18 protein-coding genes are annotated in these 17,582 nt (G+C 57.5%); 5 read left to right on the plus strand and 13 right to left on the minus strand.

The features are described from left to right. Positions 1–124 precede the first annotated feature (124 nt). On the plus strand, positions 125–808 hold the full coding sequence (locus FYJ43_RS06025; RefSeq protein WP_154562903.1) for a LexA family protein: 684 nt from the start codon (positions 125–127) through the stop codon (positions 806–808). 209 nt (positions 809–1,017) lie between these two features. Here FYJ43_RS06025 and FYJ43_RS06030 read toward each other — a convergent pair whose 3' ends face one another. The 4 genes from FYJ43_RS06030 to miaA all read right to left on the minus strand — a co-directional run bounded on the left by FYJ43_RS06030 (position 1,018) and on the right by miaA (position 6,289). After that, the gene (locus FYJ43_RS06030) at positions 1,018–3,036 is read right to left on the minus strand and encodes an ATP-dependent DNA helicase (RefSeq protein ID WP_154563445.1); all 2,019 of its coding nucleotides are present in this window, start codon (positions 3,034–3,036) and stop codon (positions 1,018–1,020) included. 19 nt (positions 3,037–3,055) lie between these two features. Next, complete coding sequence (gene hflX, locus FYJ43_RS06035) at positions 3,056–4,507, minus strand: GTPase HflX (RefSeq protein WP_326833447.1); 1,452 nt, start codon at positions 4,505–4,507, stop codon at positions 3,056–3,058. An 80-nt stretch (positions 4,508–4,587) separates the two neighbouring features. Then, positions 4,588–5,409 carry a diaminopimelate epimerase gene (dapF, locus tag FYJ43_RS06040; RefSeq protein ID WP_154562905.1) on the minus strand — a complete coding sequence of 274 codons (822 nt, stop codon included), beginning with the start codon at positions 5,407–5,409 and terminating at the stop codon, positions 4,588–4,590. A 4-nt stretch (positions 5,410–5,413) separates the two neighbouring features. Next, positions 5,414–6,289 carry a tRNA (adenosine(37)-N6)-dimethylallyltransferase MiaA gene (gene miaA / locus FYJ43_RS06045; RefSeq protein WP_326833448.1) on the minus strand — a complete coding sequence of 292 codons (876 nt, stop codon included), beginning with the start codon at positions 6,287–6,289 and terminating at the stop codon, positions 5,414–5,416. A gap of 202 nt (positions 6,290–6,491) precedes the next feature. Between miaA and FYJ43_RS06050 the strand changes: the two genes are divergently transcribed. Beyond that, complete coding sequence (locus FYJ43_RS06050) at positions 6,492–6,692, plus strand: antitoxin (protein WP_154562907.1); 201 nt, start codon at positions 6,492–6,494, stop codon at positions 6,690–6,692. A gap of 145 nt (positions 6,693–6,837) precedes the next feature. On the opposite strand, the gene miaB is transcribed toward FYJ43_RS06050, so the two are convergent. Together miaB and FYJ43_RS06060 are read right to left on the minus strand one after the other, a co-directional pair. After that, positions 6,838–8,304 carry a tRNA (N6-isopentenyl adenosine(37)-C2)-methylthiotransferase MiaB gene (miaB, locus tag FYJ43_RS06055; protein WP_154562909.1) on the minus strand — a complete coding sequence of 489 codons (1,467 nt, stop codon included), beginning with the start codon at positions 8,302–8,304 and terminating at the stop codon, positions 6,838–6,840. Positions 8,305–8,365: 61 nt separating this feature from the next. After that, positions 8,366–9,907: a YfcC family protein gene (locus FYJ43_RS06060; protein ID WP_154562911.1), complete on the minus strand. Its 1,542-nt coding sequence runs from the start codon at positions 9,905–9,907 to the stop codon at positions 8,366–8,368. 153 nt (positions 9,908–10,060) lie between these two features. On the opposite strand from FYJ43_RS06060, the gene FYJ43_RS06065 reads away from it, so the two are divergent. Continuing rightward, complete coding sequence (locus tag FYJ43_RS06065; RefSeq protein ID WP_154562913.1) at positions 10,061–10,948, plus strand: aldose 1-epimerase family protein; 888 nt, start codon at positions 10,061–10,063, stop codon at positions 10,946–10,948. A 33-nt stretch (positions 10,949–10,981) separates the two neighbouring features. Here FYJ43_RS06065 and rny read toward each other — a convergent pair whose 3' ends face one another. The 4 genes from rny to FYJ43_RS06085 form a co-directional block, all read right to left on the minus strand. Then, the gene (gene rny, locus FYJ43_RS06070) at positions 10,982–12,604 is read right to left on the minus strand and encodes a ribonuclease Y (protein ID WP_154562915.1); all 1,623 of its coding nucleotides are present in this window, start codon (positions 12,602–12,604) and stop codon (positions 10,982–10,984) included. 99 nt (positions 12,605–12,703) lie between these two features. Continuing rightward, a complete protein-coding gene (recX, locus tag FYJ43_RS06075) occupies positions 12,704–13,219 on the minus strand; it encodes a recombination regulator RecX (protein WP_154562917.1) in 516 nt (171 codons plus the stop codon). A gap of 23 nt (positions 13,220–13,242) precedes the next feature. Then, positions 13,243–14,289 carry a recombinase RecA gene (recA, locus tag FYJ43_RS06080; RefSeq protein ID WP_154562919.1) on the minus strand — a complete coding sequence of 349 codons (1,047 nt, stop codon included), beginning with the start codon at positions 14,287–14,289 and terminating at the stop codon, positions 13,243–13,245. A gap of 333 nt (positions 14,290–14,622) precedes the next feature. Beyond that, the gene (locus FYJ43_RS06085) at positions 14,623–14,817 is read right to left on the minus strand and encodes a DUF3046 domain-containing protein (protein WP_154562921.1); all 195 of its coding nucleotides are present in this window, start codon (positions 14,815–14,817) and stop codon (positions 14,623–14,625) included. Positions 14,818–14,882: 65 nt separating this feature from the next. Here FYJ43_RS06085 and FYJ43_RS06090 point away from each other — a divergent pair, with 65 nt between their 5' ends. Both FYJ43_RS06090 and FYJ43_RS06095 read left to right on the plus strand, forming a co-directional pair. After that, on the plus strand, positions 14,883–15,020 hold the full coding sequence (locus FYJ43_RS06090) for a hypothetical protein (protein WP_154562923.1): 138 nt from the start codon (positions 14,883–14,885) through the stop codon (positions 15,018–15,020). 139 nt (positions 15,021–15,159) lie between these two features. Further along, positions 15,160–15,918, plus strand: coding sequence for a DeoR/GlpR family DNA-binding transcription regulator (locus tag FYJ43_RS06095; RefSeq protein WP_154563451.1), 759 nt, complete (start codon positions 15,160–15,162; stop codon positions 15,916–15,918). Positions 15,919–16,045: 127 nt separating this feature from the next. On the opposite strand, the gene FYJ43_RS06100 is transcribed toward FYJ43_RS06095, so the two are convergent. From FYJ43_RS06100 to pgsA, 3 genes are all read right to left on the minus strand, one after another. Continuing rightward, entirely contained in the window at positions 16,046–16,321 is a 276-nt protein-coding gene (locus tag FYJ43_RS06100) for a helix-turn-helix domain-containing protein (RefSeq protein WP_154562925.1), read from the minus strand. Between the two features lie 98 nt (positions 16,322–16,419). Continuing rightward, positions 16,420–16,899 carry a CinA family protein gene (locus FYJ43_RS06105; RefSeq protein ID WP_326833387.1) on the minus strand — a complete coding sequence of 160 codons (480 nt, stop codon included), beginning with the start codon at positions 16,897–16,899 and terminating at the stop codon, positions 16,420–16,422. Then, positions 16,896–17,510, minus strand: coding sequence for a CDP-diacylglycerol--glycerol-3-phosphate 3-phosphatidyltransferase (gene pgsA, locus FYJ43_RS06110; protein WP_154562927.1), 615 nt, complete (start codon positions 17,508–17,510; stop codon positions 16,896–16,898). Before pgsA ends, FYJ43_RS06105 begins: the two co-directional genes overlap by 4 nt. Positions 17,511–17,582: the final 72 nt, after the last annotated feature.

Here is a 17,582-nt window from a genome sequence, read left to right on the forward strand (position 1 = left end):
ACGAAGAGAACAACCTAGTCAGAACGAGTTAAGTAGCTCTGCAACGACATCGAGATCACGCACCCGTGGTCCTCAGAACGCCACCGATGACGAACTGTCGTAGCCGCCCTATACCGTGACTGCCATGACCACCGATACGCCCGGAACCGACGCCTCGGACCCGGCTGCCGTCTCGTCGGCTGTTCCGTTCACGAATACCCGTGAGCCCTCCGCTAAGGAACGCGAAGTCTTAGCAATCATCAGGGAGGGGATACGTCGCGATGGCAAAGCCCCAACGGTCCGAGCCATTGTCGACATGACGGGTGCGGGGAGCACATCCACGATCCAGCGGCGTATTTCATCCCTCATTGATCTAGGGTTGCTGCGTCGAGCCAACGGCACTCTCGAAGTGGTCGAAGGCACAGTCAAAACCGCCGTTCAGCAGGGGCCGCAAGCCTTCCGCATTGAAGTCCCCAATCTGAGCAATAACGCCCCTGAAAAACGCGATGACACCGTCATCGCGGTGCCGACCCAACTTTTAAGCCACGGCGAACATGCCGTGGTTATCGCCCACGACGACGGAATGTCCCCCGATATCCGCTCCGGAGACCTCGTAGTGGTGCGGCGTATATCAATAAGCGAGCTGCCCGATGACCCACCTGAGACCTACCTCGTAGCAGCCACGGTGGGAGGGGCGACAGTTGTTCGCACCCTATCCAAGGTCTCGGGACGGCCATGGCTGTTGGCCTCGAACCCTACCCACTCACCGATCAATCTTGACGACGCTTCCCTGCTAGGTCAGGCTGTGTCGTTGATGAGACGGCTCTAACGTCCACTAAAGCTCTAGACACGACACCACACCACGATTGGCCCATCTTGGTAGCGTCTTTCCTGACAGAGATGACGGCTACTGATTCAGGGGCTAGCGAGGCGTTGAAAATCTCGGAAAGATAGCGGCCCGTCCCCAACTGTCATTCCCCATCAACTGTCATTTCCCATATTGTGAGAAGACAGCACCGATAAACCGGACTGTAACCGTCATGATGTCCCCAGTCGTCGCAACGCCCCAATGGCCATCTCTCGATCAGTCGTCGTCCAGAAGGGCGGCATCGACGCCCTCAGAAATCCGCCGTATCTAGCAGTCACCAGCCGCGGATCGAGAACAGCAACCACCCCACGATCGTCAGCACGTCGTATGAGACGACCAGCCCCCTGAGCCAAGAGAAGTGCAGCGTGACCAGCTGACACCGTCATAAATCCGTTGCCACCGGCATCCTCAACAGCTTTACTCCGGGCCGCCATGAGCGGGTCGTCGGGTCGCGGAAATGGAATTCGATCAATAACGACCAAACGACAGGTATCACCTGGAATGTCAACCCCTTGCCACAGTGACATTGTCCCGAAAAGACACGTCTGCGGGTCAGCGGTAAACCGCCGGGTCAGATCAGCTAAATGTCCCTCCCCCTGACACAACACCGAAATACCGGGTATAGCGTTGCGCATGTGCTCAGCGGCCGCCACAGCATTGCGCTGCGAGGAAAACAGTCCCAAAGTCCTCCCACCAGCTGCCCACACAAGCTCAGCAAGATCATCAAGTACTTCGGGTGCAATGCCGTCGCGCCCAGGGCGAGGCAACGATCTGCCCACGTATAGAATCCCTTGCTTCGAATAGTCGAAAGGCGAGCCGACGTCAACTCCTCGCCACCCCATGGGGGTCTCAAGGACCTCGGGAGCGTCCCCCTCGATCTGCTCGCGCGCAGATAGCCCGACATTGCGTGCTGTCGTGAGGAAATTACCGCCAATGCATAAGGTCGCCGACGTCAATATCGTTGTGGATTGAGCAAAGACGTTCTCCCGCAACAAACCACCGACGCTGAGCGGAGCGACGTGAATACTGCGGTATCCCTTCTCAGACTCAGAGACCCACACCACGTCAGCACAGGCCAACTGCACTATGCGCTCGGCAGTCTCAAAAACCTCTCGCATCGCGGCTTGAGCCTGCACCCTTTGTGCATCGGTGAGTTCCTCGGAGTCATCATCTTTTCGACCCAACTGGCTGACTGCTGTGCGAGTGATGTCGCGTAACGCAGTGCAGCACTCAATAACATGGGACTGCGGCTCAGTGATTCGGCCTGGCGCGGTCGCATCGAGGGCATGGGCGATGGAATCAGCCTGATCAAGCAGGTCCGCACCCAGGTCGTCATCGAGCCATGTCAAAGCGCGCTTCGCTGCCGTCGTCACGATCGCTGGAGACAGATCCTTCGATGCAGCCCTAGTGAAGCGATTCACCAGCTCATGAGCCTCGTCGATGATGACCGTGTCATGCTCTGGCAGGACGCGCCCATCGTTGAGAGCATCAATCGCGAGCATCGCATGATTGGTAACGACAAGGTCAGCATTTCGAGCCTGCTCTCGTGCCGCCTCCGATAGACACTCACTGCCAAATGGGCACCGCTGAGCCCCAAGACACTCATGAGCTGGCACACTCACCTGCGCCCATGCGAGTGGAGTATGGGGAGGAGCATCGTCGCGATCGCCCAGACCAGATTCCTCGGCCTGATTTTCGGCCCATTCCCGTAGCATGACAACTTCAGCACCCAGCGCAGATTCTGGAACATACTCCGCATCCTGCGCGTCGTCATCGCCAATAAGATCCGCTCCTGGCAGGAGGGCGTCTTGTCCCTTAGCACGGGTTGAACCACCCCGCACCTTGTGCAGGCAAATGTAGTTGTTCCGTCCTTTAAGGGCTGCCACTTTCGGCCGGCGAGATAGAACATTCCCAGACGCATCGAGGATCGCCGGAACATCCTTATAGGCGAGCTGAGCCTGTAGCGCCAACGTAGCGGTGGCGACGATGACTCGTGCCCCCTTTTCTACGCAATAAACCAGGGCCGGAGCCAAGTAGCCCAGAGACTTCCCCGTTCCCGTACCGGCCTGAACCAACAGGTGCAGCTCGTCGCGCATGGCCTGGTCAACGGCATCAGTCATTGCAACCTGGCCGGGCCTCTCCTGACCACCCATCTCGCTGACTACAGTGCTGAGGAGGTCACGGCACATCTGGCTGATTCTTGCTGAATCAGTCACCACGACAAACCTCCTGAACCTCGGCCGCTAGAGCAGGGTGAAGGTGCGCGATGACATGAGTGCCATCAGCAGTGTGATCGATCAGCTCGATAGTTCCGTTATGGTGAATCTTGTCCATAAGATCCCCGCGCGCATAGGGAATGACGACGTCAATGCGCCGGGACGGTACTGGAAGTCTGGCCTCAATGGCATCGACAAGCTCACCCATTCCCTCACCGGTGTGGGCAGATACCAGGTACGCGTCTGGGAAGGCTGAGCGCAATGTCACGATGGCGTCATCGCTTAGACGATCAATCTTGTTAAGAGCGAGAATCTCAGGAATGTCACCTGCACCAATTCCTGATAGCACTGCGCGCACTGCGTCGACCTGGCCAACCGGATCTGGATCGGCTGCATCTACAACGTGAAGGAGTACATCGGCCATCGCCGTCTCCTCCAATGTAGATGCGAAGGCTTCGATAAGATCGTGCGGCAAATGTCTCACAAATCCCACCGTGTCAGTGAGGGTATAGACCCGACCATCAGAGGTTGTCGTGCGTCGAGTCGTCGGGTCAAGAGTTGCGAAGAGGGCATCCTCAACAAGTACTCCGGCCCGGGTGAGCCGGTTGAGCACGGAGGATTTTCCGGCGTTTGTGTACCCGACGATAGCCACTGAGGGCACCATACTTCGGATGCGATCGGCCCGTTTGGAGGCGCGGGTGGATTCGATGTGCTGGAGACGACGACGCAACATTGCAATCCGATGGCCGATACGACGACGGTCAGTCTCAATGCGGGTCTCTCCTGGGCCACGCCCGCCGATACCGGCACCTCCGGCAGCTCGTCCACCAGTCTGGCGCGAAAGATTGCCACCCCAACCACGCAACCTCTGTTTAAGGTAGGTGAGCTGGGCCAGTTCCACCTGGGTACGACCCTCGACGCTGCTCGCATGTTGAGCGAAAATGTCGAGAATCAAAGCCGTCCGATCCACCACTTTGACCTTGACCCGATCTTCAAGGTTGCGCAACTGAGCTGCATCAAGCTCACCATCACAAATGACGGTATCGGCACCAGTGGCCCGCACGACCTCGGCGAGCTCCACAACCTTGCCCGAGCCAATGTAGGTAGCCGGATCCGGGGTAGTCCGACGCTGCATAACGGCTTCGAGCACCTGGGATCCAGCCGTCTCGGCAAGGGCCTTCAACTCCGCCATAGCGTTCTCGGCGTCTGTAGCAGTTCCCTCAGTCCATACCGAACACAGCACTACCCGTTCCAGTCTCAGCTTGCGGTATTCAACCTCGGAAATGTCAGACAGGTCCGTTGACATACCTGGAACGCGAGTCAGCGATAAGCGTGCGTCCAGATCAAACTGGTCACCGTCGTAAAACCTCTGATCGTCTCTGAGATAGCCGAGGCCTTCCAGCGCATCCTCGCGCTCGTCGTCGATGTGTTCGGTCTCGCTCACCCGATACCCGTCCTCCCTGATGCCGTTGCGCTCAGTGTAGGAGGAGACTCTGACAGGTTCGCGCGGGTGTGTTCGCACCTTCACTCACCCGGCAAATCCACCTGACCAGCGGCCACAATGACGGCAGGACCAGTAAGGACAGCCTGGTATCCGTCGCCAGAAGGGCTGAGTGTGACGACAACTCGACCGCCCGGAACATAGACGGTCCACGGTCCTCGATACCCGGTACGGGTGGCCATGGTCGCGGCGACCGCCACCGTCCCAGTACCGCAAGACATTGTCTCTCCCGAGCCCCTCTCATGGACACGCATAGCGACAGTGCGCTGATCAATCTGCTCTACAAACTCGACGTTGACGCCGTCTGGGAAAGCGGATCGTGGCCGCCACGTCGGTGAGGCATCAAAGGAAATCTCTGAAACTGTGGTGTGGTCGGTCACAACGACAGCGTGCGGGTTTCCGACATCGACCTTGTATGCCGACCACCAGGTGTCGTGGTGCTCAATAGTTACGTCATCAGGCTCGACCCGGACCGTCCCCATCGTGACGGATACATCACCGTCGTCATGCAGTCTGACGTGGCGCACCCCTGCGCGCGTTGCGACATCAGCTGTCGTGGTCGTCATGCGCCCGGTTCGGACGAGATACCGAGCGAAGACTCGCAATCCGTTGCCACACATTTCAGCGACTGTGCCATCAGCGTTGCGATAATCCATAAACCACAAAGTCGGATCGCCATGCCAGTCGTCAACGTCACCGGCCCGCAGGGCCTGCAAGGTGCCATCAGCCCCAATCCCGAATCGGCGATGACACAACCAACGCACCTGCTCTGGGGTGAGCGGACTATCGCGGTCGACGATGACGAAGTCATTACCGGTGCCATGCCCTTTCCAAAACCTCGTCATACCATTAATCCTCCTCGCCGATAGATATGCCGGTCAACACTCGCGCCACAACCTGATCGTCAAGATCGGCAGCAAGGGCATCAAACCATTCGATGCGGTTGTCTCGCCGGTACCACATGAGCTGTTTACGAGCAAAGCGACGCGTGCCGATGACAGTCCTACGGCGCGCTTCCTCCTCGTCGTATTCACCGTCGAGATACTCCAGCACTTGACGGTAACCTAACGCTCGGCTCGCAGTACGTCCCTCGCGCAGGCCAACGTCAATGAGGGAACGTACCTCGTCGACGAAGCCATCTGCCCACATCTGGTCGACTCGATCAGCGATGCGCTGATCCATGTCTTCACGCGGCAGTGCTAGCCCAATGTGCACTGTGTTAGGCCAGTGAGAGGCCCCATCAGGGATCGTGGCCGTAAAAGACCCTGTCAGATCAATGACTTCGAGGGCCCTAACAAGCCGTCTGCCGTTGCCCGGCAAAATTGACGTGGCTGCTTGAGGATCGCGACGGGCAAGCTCGTCATGCAGCGCTTGAGGTCCCTCGACGTCAAGCTTGTGCTGCCAGCGAGCCCTCACCTGCGGATCAGTTGGCGGGACGGACATTTCGTCAATGATGGCCTTGGTATACAGCGCAGAGCCACCAACGAGAACAGGAACGACCCCGCGAGACAGACAGTCTTCCGCAGCATCACGGGCCAACGTCTGCATGAGCACTATCGAGGACGGTTCGGTTACATCAAGGATCGACACCAGGTGATGCACCACTGCTTGCTGCTCAGACAAACTAGGAGTGGCGGTACCGATGTCCATCCCGCGATACACCACCATCGAGTCGGTGTTAATGATCTCGGCAGGATGTCCACCAGCGCACAAACGACGGCACACACGGACTGCTAGCCCTGATTTTCCACTAGCGGTAGGCCCGATGAGACAAATAACCGGCAGATTCACATACTTATCCTTGCGCACCCTGGCGATATCACTGCAACAACGCGTAGAGCGAAAGATTTCACAAGTGTGAACCGCCCCATGTGTACCCTTGACAGAGTCATCCCCGAGAGGGGGAAACCTCCCGAAAGGAGATCACATGGGACTCTTTGATAAGGCCAAGGACGCCATCAGCGACCATCAGGACGACATCAAGAACCAGGCCAGCCAACACAGCGATCAGGTCGAGCAGGGCATCGACAAGGCTGGCGACGCTGTCGATGACAAGACCGGCGGCAAGTTCTCCGATCAGATCGACAAAGGTCAGGATGCCCTCAAAGACAAGCTCGGCGACCTCTGAGTCGTCCACGATATGACGCAGCTGGTCACGGACCCCACTTCGGATGGAAGTGGACATACTGCGAGACGAGGGGTGGTGCTCCGCTGGGCACCACCCCTCTTGCTATACAAAAACTCGTGTCATTAACAACGTCGGTATTGCGCACTCAACGTCGCGGCACCACCGGAACTCCGAGCATCGTTGTGCACGACATGTGACGGTCCTGCCAGGCCTCTCCCCCGCGGGTACGCCGCAAATGCACCAATCCACCATCAGCGACTAAGTGATGCGGGTGACCAGACGTAATAACAACCTCGCCGATATCACCTGGCCGTGGCACATCATCGTCGGCCTGAAGACTCACGTGAACTAAGCGATTGTCCCGGGCACGGCCCGTGACGCGGTGGGTAGCGTCATCTTTTCGACCCTCGCCCTCCGCAAACATGACCTCGACGGTACGACCAACCTGAGCCTTATTTTCTTGCCACGCAATATCGTCGACGAGGCCAACGAGACGCTCGTAGCGCTCCTGGACGACCGATTTGGGAACCTGATTCGCCATGACACCAGCCGGTGTATTGGGGCGGATGGAGTATTGGAACGTATATGCTGCCGAGAATCTCGATTCTTCAACAACTCGCATCGTCTCGGCGAAGTCCTCATCGGTTTCACCCGGAAACCCGACGATGATGTCGGTAGTAATCGCAGCTTCAGGTATGGCCTCGCGCACCCGTTCGAGAATGCCTAAGAACTTCGTGGACCGATACGAGCGTCGCATCCGACGCAAGACATCGTCGGAACCAGACTGCAGTGGCATATGCAAGCTTGGCATGACGTTGGGAGTCTCGGCCATGGCTTCGATGACGTCATCGGTAAAAGCAGCCGGATGCGGGGAGGTGAACCTCACCCTTTCCAAACCGTCGATATCTCCGCAGGCGCGTAGCAGCTTAGCGAAAGCGCCACGATCACCGAACTGAACGCCATAGGAGTTAACATTTTGTCCTAGCAGCGTGATTTCCTGAACTCCCTCGTCAACGAGCGCGCGGATTTCAGAAAGAATCTCGCCAGGGCGGCGGTCAGTTTCCTTACCACGCAACTGCGGGACGATACAGAAAGTACACGTATTATTGCAGCCAACTGAGATAGACACCCATGCCGAGTATGCGGACTCGCGTTTGGCTGGCAGATTCGATGGGAAAGTGACCAGAGACTCTTCAATCTCTACTTGAGCGGTCGCATTGTGGCGAGCTCTCTTCAAAAGCGCGGGCAGCGACCCAACGTTGTGGGTGCCAAAAACGACGTCGACCCATGGCGCTCGCGAAACAACAGTATCTTTGTCTTTCTGGGCCATGCAGCCACCGACAGCGAGCTGCATCCCAGGGTTGGCTGACTTCACTGACGCCATGTGGCCGAGGGTCCCGTAGAGACGGTTATCAGCATTTTCTCGCACCGCACACGTGTTGAAGACGACGACGTCGGCGGGTGCCAAGGTATCGGTTCTCGGATCGGGGACATAACCGGCTTCCTCAAGGAGACCGGCTATGCGCTCAGAATCATGGACATTCATCTGACACCCATAGGTCACAACCCGATAGGTCGGGGCCTCGGTGTGCTTCACGGTGTTATTGGGCATGGCGTAGACACTCTACGTCATGAACTCACTGTCACGTGCACTCGCCGATGAGCGGGGGCGATCAGATCACAGTCTGAAGCACGAGCAGAATCCCTCCATAGACAAGAACAAAAACCACCAGCGGCCAGACAAACCTCAGCCAGTGCGAATATTTAATGTCCAGCATCTGCAAAGTCGCCATCACCAATCCGGTCGGCGCTAGGAAGAGCATCGCGTATTGACCCCACTGATATGCACACAGCACAGTAGACCGCGACACCCCAGCAGTATCCCCTAGGGGAGCCATGATTGGCAGAGCTAAGACCGCTAATCCCGACGACGACGGCACGATGAAGCCAAGCAGGAAGAATACGATCAGCAGAGATAGTACGAACACCGGACCGCTGACATGGGAGACGACCTTTGCTGACTCATAAAGTAACGTGTCAGAAATCAATCCTTCATTGAGGATGTGGTTAATTCCACGCGCCAAGCCGATGATAAGCGAGACGGCGACAAGACTAGATGAACCTTCGCTGAACGCATCAACTAGTTGTTTTTCACTGAGCTTATGTGGACCCGTGGCAGCTACAAACATGATGATAATAGCAATAGCGAGAAAGGAGGACGCCATAGCTGGGAACCACCAGCCTCGGGCCATGACTCCCCACACCATAATTGGGAACGCCGCCGCAAAAAGGAACAGGATGACTTTGCGCCGCCAATCGAATCCCATTTTGGCGCCGTCACTACCCAGTGACCACTGACTTGCAAAGGCTTCCCGATCTTCCCACGCATACGAGAATTCAGGATTGGCCTTGACTTTCTTTGAGTACCACGCCAAATAAATCACCACTGCAATAGCACCACCGGCAAGACCGATAACGCGCCACGTCATCCCTTCAGTAAGCCTGATCCCAGCGGAGTTAGCTCCAATTGCCGAGGAGAACGGATTGATCGTTGAGAAGCAGGTGCCAATCGATCCAGCAAGGAAAATTGAGCCCACGACGACGAGAGCGTCATATCCCATCGCTATAAATACCGGCGCTAAGATCGGGTAAAATGCAACGGCTTCCTCTTCAAGGCCACACGTGGTGCCGCCGACGATCATAAAGAGAGACACGAAGAGAACGAGTAAAAATTCCTTGCCTTTCGATCTCGCCGCAAGACGGCCAAGGCCAGCCTCGAACGCGCCGCTCGCTTTCACCACTCCGATGAGTCCACCCAACACGAGGATGAAGACGATGATATCGACAGCCTCAATGGTGCCGGTCACCATGCCGTTAGTGATGTCTCCCACGCCCGCAGGGTGAGCTGCAACCCGCTCATAAGTACCAGGTACCGATACTGATCCCGTTATTGATCCGGATGTAAATTCCGAGATCGTCATAGCGACACCATATTTGTCAAGGGTCGCCTGGGTTGCAGCGTGCTTAGTCGTGGCTCCATGGGGATCCACAATGACCAGCTGGTTAGAACCAGCAGAGTAACTCATCTTTGAGTAACTCCCAGCCGGAACAAACCAAGTACAGACGACAGCGAGCACCGTGAGAACGAAAAGGATTGTAAAGGCCGACGGAACCCGCAGGCGATGGCGGACCTCGACAGCATTGTTACTAGACAAGGCGCACCTACTTTCTTGTAATTATAGCGACAGGACAGATAACGCTTCTTGGCCCGCCGTTGGACACTGTTACGCAATGAACAATAGCGTCAATGTATGGATACCGTGCTATAAAGACTCGCGGCTACTCACTGCGCGGGCTAGTCTTTCGCCATGATCAATGACGCCGTCCTACCCACTGGCTCCCAGTATGAGATCTCGTGTGGCCCCTGGCAGGCCATCGTCACGGAACAAGGTGCCACGCTTCGCAGCCTCCAATATGACGGGGTTGACGTCATCGCATCGTTCGATGCTCATCAATCGCCGGCGTCATCCCAAGGCCAGCAGCTTCTTCCGTGGCCTAACCGCATCCGCGACGGCCATTACACGTTCGACGGAGTCGAGCAGCAGCTAGCGGTAAGTGAAGTCGACCGCCATAACGCCATCCACGGCCTCGTAGCGTGGGCACCTTGGTCATTACTGGAGCACACCGACGTGTCAGTAACTCAGACAATCCGAATTATGGCTCGCCCTGGCTGGCCTGGAACCATCGACGTCGATCTCACCCACCGCCTGAGTGATGCTGGCTTGGCTGTCGACGTCACCGCGCGTAATGTCGGCGCGACAGCGGTGCCTTTTGGATACGCAGCTCACCCATACTTGTCTTTAGGGGGCACCATCGACGACTGGACGATCGATGCCCCGTTGTCTTCATGGCTACAGGTCGATGATCGGCTGCTTCCAGTACAGATGCGCGAGATGGATTACGCCCACGCGCTCAACGGTCTGAAAGTTGGGCACCGTACTTTTGACACCGCTTACACCGTGCACGTCGGATCGCCTACCTGGCGCATCAAAGTTACTAATGGTGACACAAGCCATGAGCTGTGGGCCGATGCCGCAATGGGCTGGGCGCAGATCTACACCCCCGCCGACCGTCGCAGTCTGGCCGTCGAGCCAATGACCTGTGGCCCAGACGCGTTCAACGAGGGCCCAACCCACGATGACGTTCTCCGACTAGAGCCTGGCGAGGCCGTCACACTGCGCTGGGGCATCGCCTAACGACAAGAAGCCTAGAGGTGGGCACTCACAACGCTATCCAACAGTTTCCACTGCTTGGAACGAGCGGATCACAGTAACCCGCGTCCTTCCGGGCACAGTGACCTGTTCCCCAATGGCAATAGCAATCTGGCGCGCAAGGCGGGAGGCCTGGACATCGTCGACAGTGCCCGGATCGACAAGAATCTGCACCTCGCGTCCTGCTTGAAGCGCAAAGGCGCGTTCGACTCCGGGAAAGCCGGTGGCAATCTCCTCGATGGTGTCCATCCGCCGGACATGGGCCTCGAGGGAGTCGCGACGTGCCCCTGGACGGGCAGCAGAGATGGCGTCGGCGGCCTTGACAATGAGGTCAGTGACACTGACCGGGTCAATTTCGTCGTGGTGGGCGGCAATGGCATGAATGACCTCCTCCGACTCACCGTAACGGCGCGCTAGCTCGGCACCAATTGCGGCATGGCTGCTTCCCTCAATTCCGGGAGTGAGGGACTTGCCGAGGTCGTGCAAAAAGGCAGCCCGGCGACACACCTCAACGTCAGCGCCAATCTCGGCGGCCAGATTGGCTGCCAGCCGAGCGCACTCGACGCAGTGATCCAATACTTGTTGACCATAAGAGGTCCGGAATCTCAGCGAACCAAGGATCGGCAGCAAGCGGTCATCAATATCGCCGATTCCCGCCTTCGACACAGCGTCAGCAGCAGCATCGAGGCACATATCTTCAATGCGGTCAACTGCCCGCTGATGGGCCTTCTCGATACTAATGGGGTGGATTCTCCCGTCCTCAACCAAATCAGTGAGAGCCTGACGAGCTACCTCGCGTCGCATCGGGTCGAAGCAACTCAGCAACACGATTCCCGGGGTGTCATCGATGATGACAGTTACCCCGGTGACTTGTTCAAAGGTGCGAATATTGCGGCCTTCTCGGCCAATAACTCGGCCCTTCATCTCGTCGCTAGGCAATGGCACAACGCTGACGACAGTGTCAGCAACCATCTCAGAGGAACAGCGCTGGATGACTTCCGCAACAATGTGACGGGCTTTGGCTTCCGCTGACGCTATCGCCTCAGAGACGATAGCGCGAGCACTATTGTCAGCAACGATGCGCGCCTCTGCCCCAAGGCGGTCAGCCAATTCGTCGCGGGCCTGCTCGAGGGACATACCAGCAACGCGTTCCAAATCGGTAACGATCTGACCATGCCGTCGATCAAGTTCGGCCTCCCGATCGTCAAGTCGCGAACTGCGTTCGACGAGCTCCAACCGGTCTCGCTCTACCTTGTTGAGTCCCTCGTCCAGATGACGACGAGCTTCTCGTAATTGGCGATCGCGTTCGGTTAACTCTTCGACGGAGCGGCGATTGATCTCTAATAGTGCCTCGGCGCTACGGCGGGCTTGATCGGCATGGTCGGCACGGCGAGCCTCGTCAGAGGCCAGCGTACGGCTCGATTCAAGCTCCGCTCGAACCGTAGCGAGAGTCTTACGATTATCGGCAATATCCTGATGTGCGAGAGACAATTTCTCTTCACTTCTGGAAAGCTCCGAGGCCTTGACGTCGCGTTCTGACTCCGCCTGCTGCGCCCTCTTGCCAATGGCCCGCCGGTCTGCCAACCAGCCGATGATGGCTACCACTGCGAGCACCGACACTGCAACGAGCGCGATGAGCATGGCCCCTATCCTCTCTCACGTTCTGACGTGAATCTGCATCGTCGCCCTTACAACACCGGGTACTAAACCATCAGATGTAAGGGGTTAAACGGTACGACTCTAGTCGAACAGGTCAGTGGTCGGGACGTCGGGGGGTTCCTCACCGAGTTCATCGTGCGCCGCGCGAATCGCTGCCCATGCGATCTGAGGACTGTAACCCTTGCGGGCGAGCGCCCCGAGCACTCGTCGAGTCAGCCGAGCTTCCTCAATTCCACGACCGGCACGCAGCTTCGTTACCGCCAGTTTCGTGGCGGCGTCGAGTTCGTCAGCGTCAGTGATCTGAGATGTCGCATCCTCGATGATGTGAGAATCGACCCCCTTACGAGACAGCTCGGCAGACACAGCTCTACGAGATAGCCCTTTCATCCCATGCCGAGATGCCGTCCAGCGATTCGCAAAATCAGCGTCGTTAATCAACCCAACCTCGGCGAGACGATCGAGGACCGCCTCACGTACTGACTCAGGCACCCCTTTGGAATCAAGGACATCCGCAAGCTCGCGGCGGGTGTTAGCCCGACGATCCAGTCGTGTGAGGCAGATCTCTCGAGCTTCCTCATACCACTGGTCATCAGTCAGTTCTGGAGTTTCGCGTCGCCGATTCAGAATTCCACCTCACCGGTCTGGGGATCGACGCCCTCAGGAACCTCGGCTTCCCGTAAACCGAGATGGGTCAAAATCTTGTCCTCAATCTCGTTAGCGACATCCGGGTTGCCCTTGAGGAAATTCCGAACGTTTTCCTTGCCCTGCCCCAACTGTTCATTGTTGTAGCTGAACCACGAACCAGACTTGACGATGAGCCCACAATCTACGCCCATATCAATGAGGCTTCCTTCGCGAGAAATGCCCTGCCCGTAAAGGATGTCAAACTCTGCTTGCTTAAAAGGTGGTGCAACCTTGTTCTTGACGACCTTGACTCGAGTGCGGTTACCGACCATCTCTGACCCATCTTTGAGAGTCTCGATACGCCGCACATCGAGGCGCACGGACGAATAGAATTTGAGGGCGCGACCACCTGTCGTCGTCTCCGGAGAGCCGAACATGACGCCGATCTTCTCGCGCAACTGATTGATAAAGATGGCAGTAGTACCGGCAGCATTCAATGCACCCGTCATCTTGCGCAATGCCTGACTCATGAGACGGGCTTGCAGACCAACATGGGAGTCCCCCATCTCTCCTTCGATCTCAGCCTTTGGGGTCAAGGCTGCCACCGAGTCGATGACGATGAGTTCCAAAGCACCCGAGCGGACGAGTGTGTCGGCAATCTCGAGGGCTTGCTCGCCATTGTCAGGCTGGCTTACCAACAGCGAATCAGTGTCAACCCCAAGTTTGCGTGCATACTCGGGGTCAAGAGCGTGCTCAGCATCGATAAAGGCGCAAATGCCGCCTTCGGCCTGAGCATTAGCGATGGCGTGCAAAGCTACCGTTGTCTTGCCAGACGATTCAGGACCATAAATCTCAACGATCCTGCCACGTGGCAGGCCCCCCACCCCCAATGCGACGTCAAGGGCCACCGAGCCTGTCGGGATAGCGGCGATTTTAACGGTCTCCTGCTCACCAAGGCGCATGATAGAGCCTTTGCCATGTTGCTTTTCGATCTGCTGTAAGGCCGTGGCAAGGGCCTTTTCACGATCAGCGGTTGCTGCCATGTCGTTCCTTCCTCACAAGCGGTCTCCCGCCTCATTTGACGTGCGGCACCGCCGCAGCGTTGGTCGTACCTGGTGATGAGGAGCCCTGTCAGCCTCCTTGAGTCATCACCCAAACTGTAGGAGCGGAGTCGGACAATTCGTCAGGCAGTTTCGTAGCTGTGGATAACCTGTCGACATGCCCGTCCGCCCGGCTGTGGACAACCCTTCCACATGTCACCGACGACAATCGAGCACACTGTGTTCCGGTTTTGTTCCGCCGCTGTTCGCCTTCGCAAAGCTCTTGGACTTCGCACGGGTGCTGGCATTCGCTAGCTTGCACCACCCGAGACGCCATCACCTCAACGAATCGGGCAGCTCTAGCGCTTTCCAACACGCCCGCCAGATCGTCTTAGCGTCAACTCCATTTGCCAATGCTTCCCGCACAGTTCGGGAGTCGAGACCCGGAACTGCCTGCTGCGAGGCCCAAATGCGGCAGTAGTCGTCACCAAGGGCCTCGGCAAGCCGCGTCCACAGCTGGGTCTCCGTCATGGCTCAAGCCTATGCGCTTCAGTGAGTCCTCCTCACAAGAGCTCTCTATCGGGCAAGAGACCCTAATGAACACTCGTACAACGCCAGTCGTCACCAGTATCTCGGCACATCGCACTGACGGCCCGGGAGCATCGTCGGCACTGATCCGCCCGGTCGCAGCGGAAAAATCGGGTCGTAACGGTGCCCAGCAACGAGACCAATAATGTCGCCGGGCACCCGATATCACGCTACGATCAACACAGATACCGGACCGCTCACAACGCCGCGTGAATGCGTCAAGCAACCTGGGAGGGGACAATGCCATCGGACACCCACTCGGCCTCTTCTCGTCGAAACGATCGTATGGTGGCCATTCTCGCTATGCTGCGCGACCGCGACGAGGTCCCCCTCCGAGAGATGGCATCAACTTTGGGAGCCAGTGCGGCTACCATTCGGCGGGATGTCGCTTCCTTGGCGGAACAGGGTCTGCTCATTCGCTCACACGGAACTGCGCGACGCGCTGGAACTGGCGCTGAGTTGCCCGTCAATCTCCGCGATGGTCGCCGGCGCCGCGCCAAGGAAGCCATTGCCCACGCCGTCGTTTCCGAATTGCCAATCGGACGTCACGCCATTGGTTTGACTGGCGGAACCACGACGACCGAGATTGTCCGAGCCCTGCATCATCGTCACGACCTGACCCTTATTACAAACTCTGTAAGCATCGCCCTTGAGGCTGCAAGTCAAGGCCAGCAGAGGGTTCTCATTACCGGCGGCGTCTTGCGTCCGTCCTCCCTTGAGCTCGTCGGCTCTTTGGCCGAATCCACCTTCAAACAGGTTAATGTCGGAACAGCCATCGTTGGCTGCGACGGTTTGAGTGCTGACGGTGGTCTGACGACCCACGATGGCATCGAGGCAGCAGCCAACCACACTATGATCAAGCGTGCAGCACGCATTATTGCGGCTGTCGACGGGTCGAAGATTGGTCGCGTCACCCTAGCCAAGCTGGCGGATGCCAAGGACGTCGACCTGCTCATCACCGACGACTCTGCTGACCCCGAAGAACTGACACGGATACGCGCACTCGGGGTCACAATTCGAATCGTCCACGCGCCCATCGACTAATTTCTCGTGGCTGTCACAGGTCAGCCATCAACCCGCAGATGCGTTGGAACTTCAATAACGTTGGGGGCTTCCAATAGCGCAAGGCCCCGGCCCCAGCGGGACCGGGAACCTCATAGGTTCAAGGCACTCAGGCTGCAACGGTAATGCGGTGTTCGGTACTGCCCTCGGTCTTCAGCATCTTGTCACTGACGATACGCATGAGCTCCGATTGGGGAAGATCCAGGGCCGTGCAAATGGCCAAGATGAGCTCGCTGGAAGCCTCTTTCTGGCCCCGCTCAACTTCTGACAGGTAGCCAAGAGACACGCGTGCGGCGGAAGACACCTCACGCAGGGTACGACCCTGTGCAAACCTCTGCTCTCGCAGAGACTCGCCGAGCACTTCACGCAACAAAGCTGATTTCATGGGCGTCTCCTCCTAAGTGATTCATCCGTGACAACACGCTGCACCGATGAAACATTCCCCACACGGCGAAATTTTTCACTTTTTTGCGCCCCACCTCATCAGCGCTCCGAAACAACCTCACAGCCCAAATCAAGAAGACGCTCCACTGTGCCACGACGAATCTCCTCGCGCGTACCGTCAAGCTGGAGACGCTCAACAACCGGGATCCCGCGATATGCCACCGAGATAAACACAGTCCCGGCCGGTTCACCATCCTGCGGATCAGGCCCGGCGACTCCGGTACAGGCCATGCCAACATCGGCACCGCAAACCTTGCGACACCCCATCGCCATTTGGGTCGCTGTGACGGAATTAATGACACCGTGCTGCGCTATCCACTGGGCGTCAACCCCTGCCAGCGTGAACTTGAGCTCACTGGCGTAGGTGATCAGACCGCCGCGAAACACCGTTGATGCCCCTGGAACAGTGGTGATCGTCGCTGCCACAAGACCTGCCGTCAAAGACTCACAGGTCGCGGCCTTCAGACCGTGCCTAGATAACACGTCGATAAGTCGGCGCGCTCCTTCGTTCCCGATCACTTGAGCGTGCGCTTCCGTGTCGGCCTGGCAGCAGCCATACGTGCGCTGTCACGAATACGAATCGCGTCACGGATATACACCACGCCGGTAACCACCGTCAGGGCGAAAGCAATGATCATGACTGCCCAACCGATGACGTAAACAAAGGTAGGCATACGCCACAGGCCGAGGCAGAACAGTGTGATCGCTAGTGACTGCATAGCAGTCTTGAGCTTGCCGCCCTTGTTAGCTGCCATCACCGCATATTTGAGCATCTTCATCCGCATGACGGTGATGCCCCATTCGCGCAGCAAGATGATGATTGTCATCCACCATGGAAGCTCATTAATGATCGACAGACCGATAAAGGCCATGCCAGTCAGCGCCTTGTCGGCAATCGAATCACCGATCTTGCCGAAGTCAGTGACGAGGTTGTATTTACGAGCAACCTTGCCATCAATGAAATCTGTAAGGATTGCCACCATAAAGACGATCGTCGTCGCTGTCCGCCAGCCGCCTTCATGAGCATGGGCTAACAGCATCCACCCGAAGACAGGAACCGCAATGACTCTCAGCAGGGTCAGCGCATTGGGAACGTTGATGTTGCTGGGGCGGTCCTTCTTCGTGGCCATAGATCCAGTATCTCGCGTGAGGACGTCTCATGCGACTCACCGGCCCGAATGGACCCGGATTAATGTGCCTAT

Source organism: Cutibacterium porci (assembly GCF_009696315.1).
GTDB classification, from domain to species: Bacteria; Actinomycetota; Actinomycetes; order Propionibacteriales; family Propionibacteriaceae; genus Cutibacterium; species Cutibacterium porci.

What these genes read in the sequence shown, in the direction of transcription:
- pgsA (WP_154562927.1), bottom strand. Translation starts at nt 17,510, where the DNA reads ATGGCCACGAAGAAGGACCGCCCCAGCAACATCAACGTTCCCAATGCG.
- dapF (WP_154562905.1), bottom strand. Translation starts at nt 5,409, where the DNA reads ATGACGAGGTTTTGGAAAGGGCATGGCACCGGTAATGACTTCGTCATC.
- FYJ43_RS06095 (WP_154563451.1), top strand. Translation starts at nt 15,160, where the DNA reads ATGGTGGCCATTCTCGCTATGCTGCGCGACCGCGACGAGGTCCCCCTC.
- FYJ43_RS06100 (WP_154562925.1), bottom strand. Translation starts at nt 16,321, where the DNA reads ATGAAATCAGCTTTGTTGCGTGAAGTGCTCGGCGAGTCTCTGCGAGAG.
- miaB (WP_154562909.1), bottom strand. Translation starts at nt 8,304, where the DNA reads ATGCCCAATAACACCGTGAAGCACACCGAGGCCCCGACCTATCGGGTT.
- FYJ43_RS06090 (WP_154562923.1), top strand. Translation starts at nt 14,883, where the DNA reads ATGAACACTCGTACAACGCCAGTCGTCACCAGTATCTCGGCACATCGC.
- FYJ43_RS06030 (WP_154563445.1), bottom strand. Translation starts at nt 3,036, where the DNA reads ATGTGCCGTGACCTCCTCAGCACTGTAGTCAGCGAGATGGGTGGTCAG.
- rny (WP_154562915.1), bottom strand. Translation starts at nt 12,604, where the DNA reads ATGCTCATCGCGCTCGTTGCAGTGTCGGTGCTCGCAGTGGTAGCCATC.
- FYJ43_RS06065 (WP_154562913.1), top strand. Translation starts at nt 10,061, where the DNA reads ATGATCAATGACGCCGTCCTACCCACTGGCTCCCAGTATGAGATCTCG.
- FYJ43_RS06025 (WP_154562903.1), top strand. Translation starts at nt 125, where the DNA reads ATGACCACCGATACGCCCGGAACCGACGCCTCGGACCCGGCTGCCGTC.
- recA (WP_154562919.1), bottom strand. Translation starts at nt 14,289, where the DNA reads ATGGCAGCAACCGCTGATCGTGAAAAGGCCCTTGCCACGGCCTTACAG.
- FYJ43_RS06085 (WP_154562921.1), bottom strand. Translation starts at nt 14,817, where the DNA reads ATGACGGAGACCCAGCTGTGGACGCGGCTTGCCGAGGCCCTTGGTGAC.
- FYJ43_RS06050 (WP_154562907.1), top strand. Translation starts at nt 6,492, where the DNA reads ATGGGACTCTTTGATAAGGCCAAGGACGCCATCAGCGACCATCAGGAC.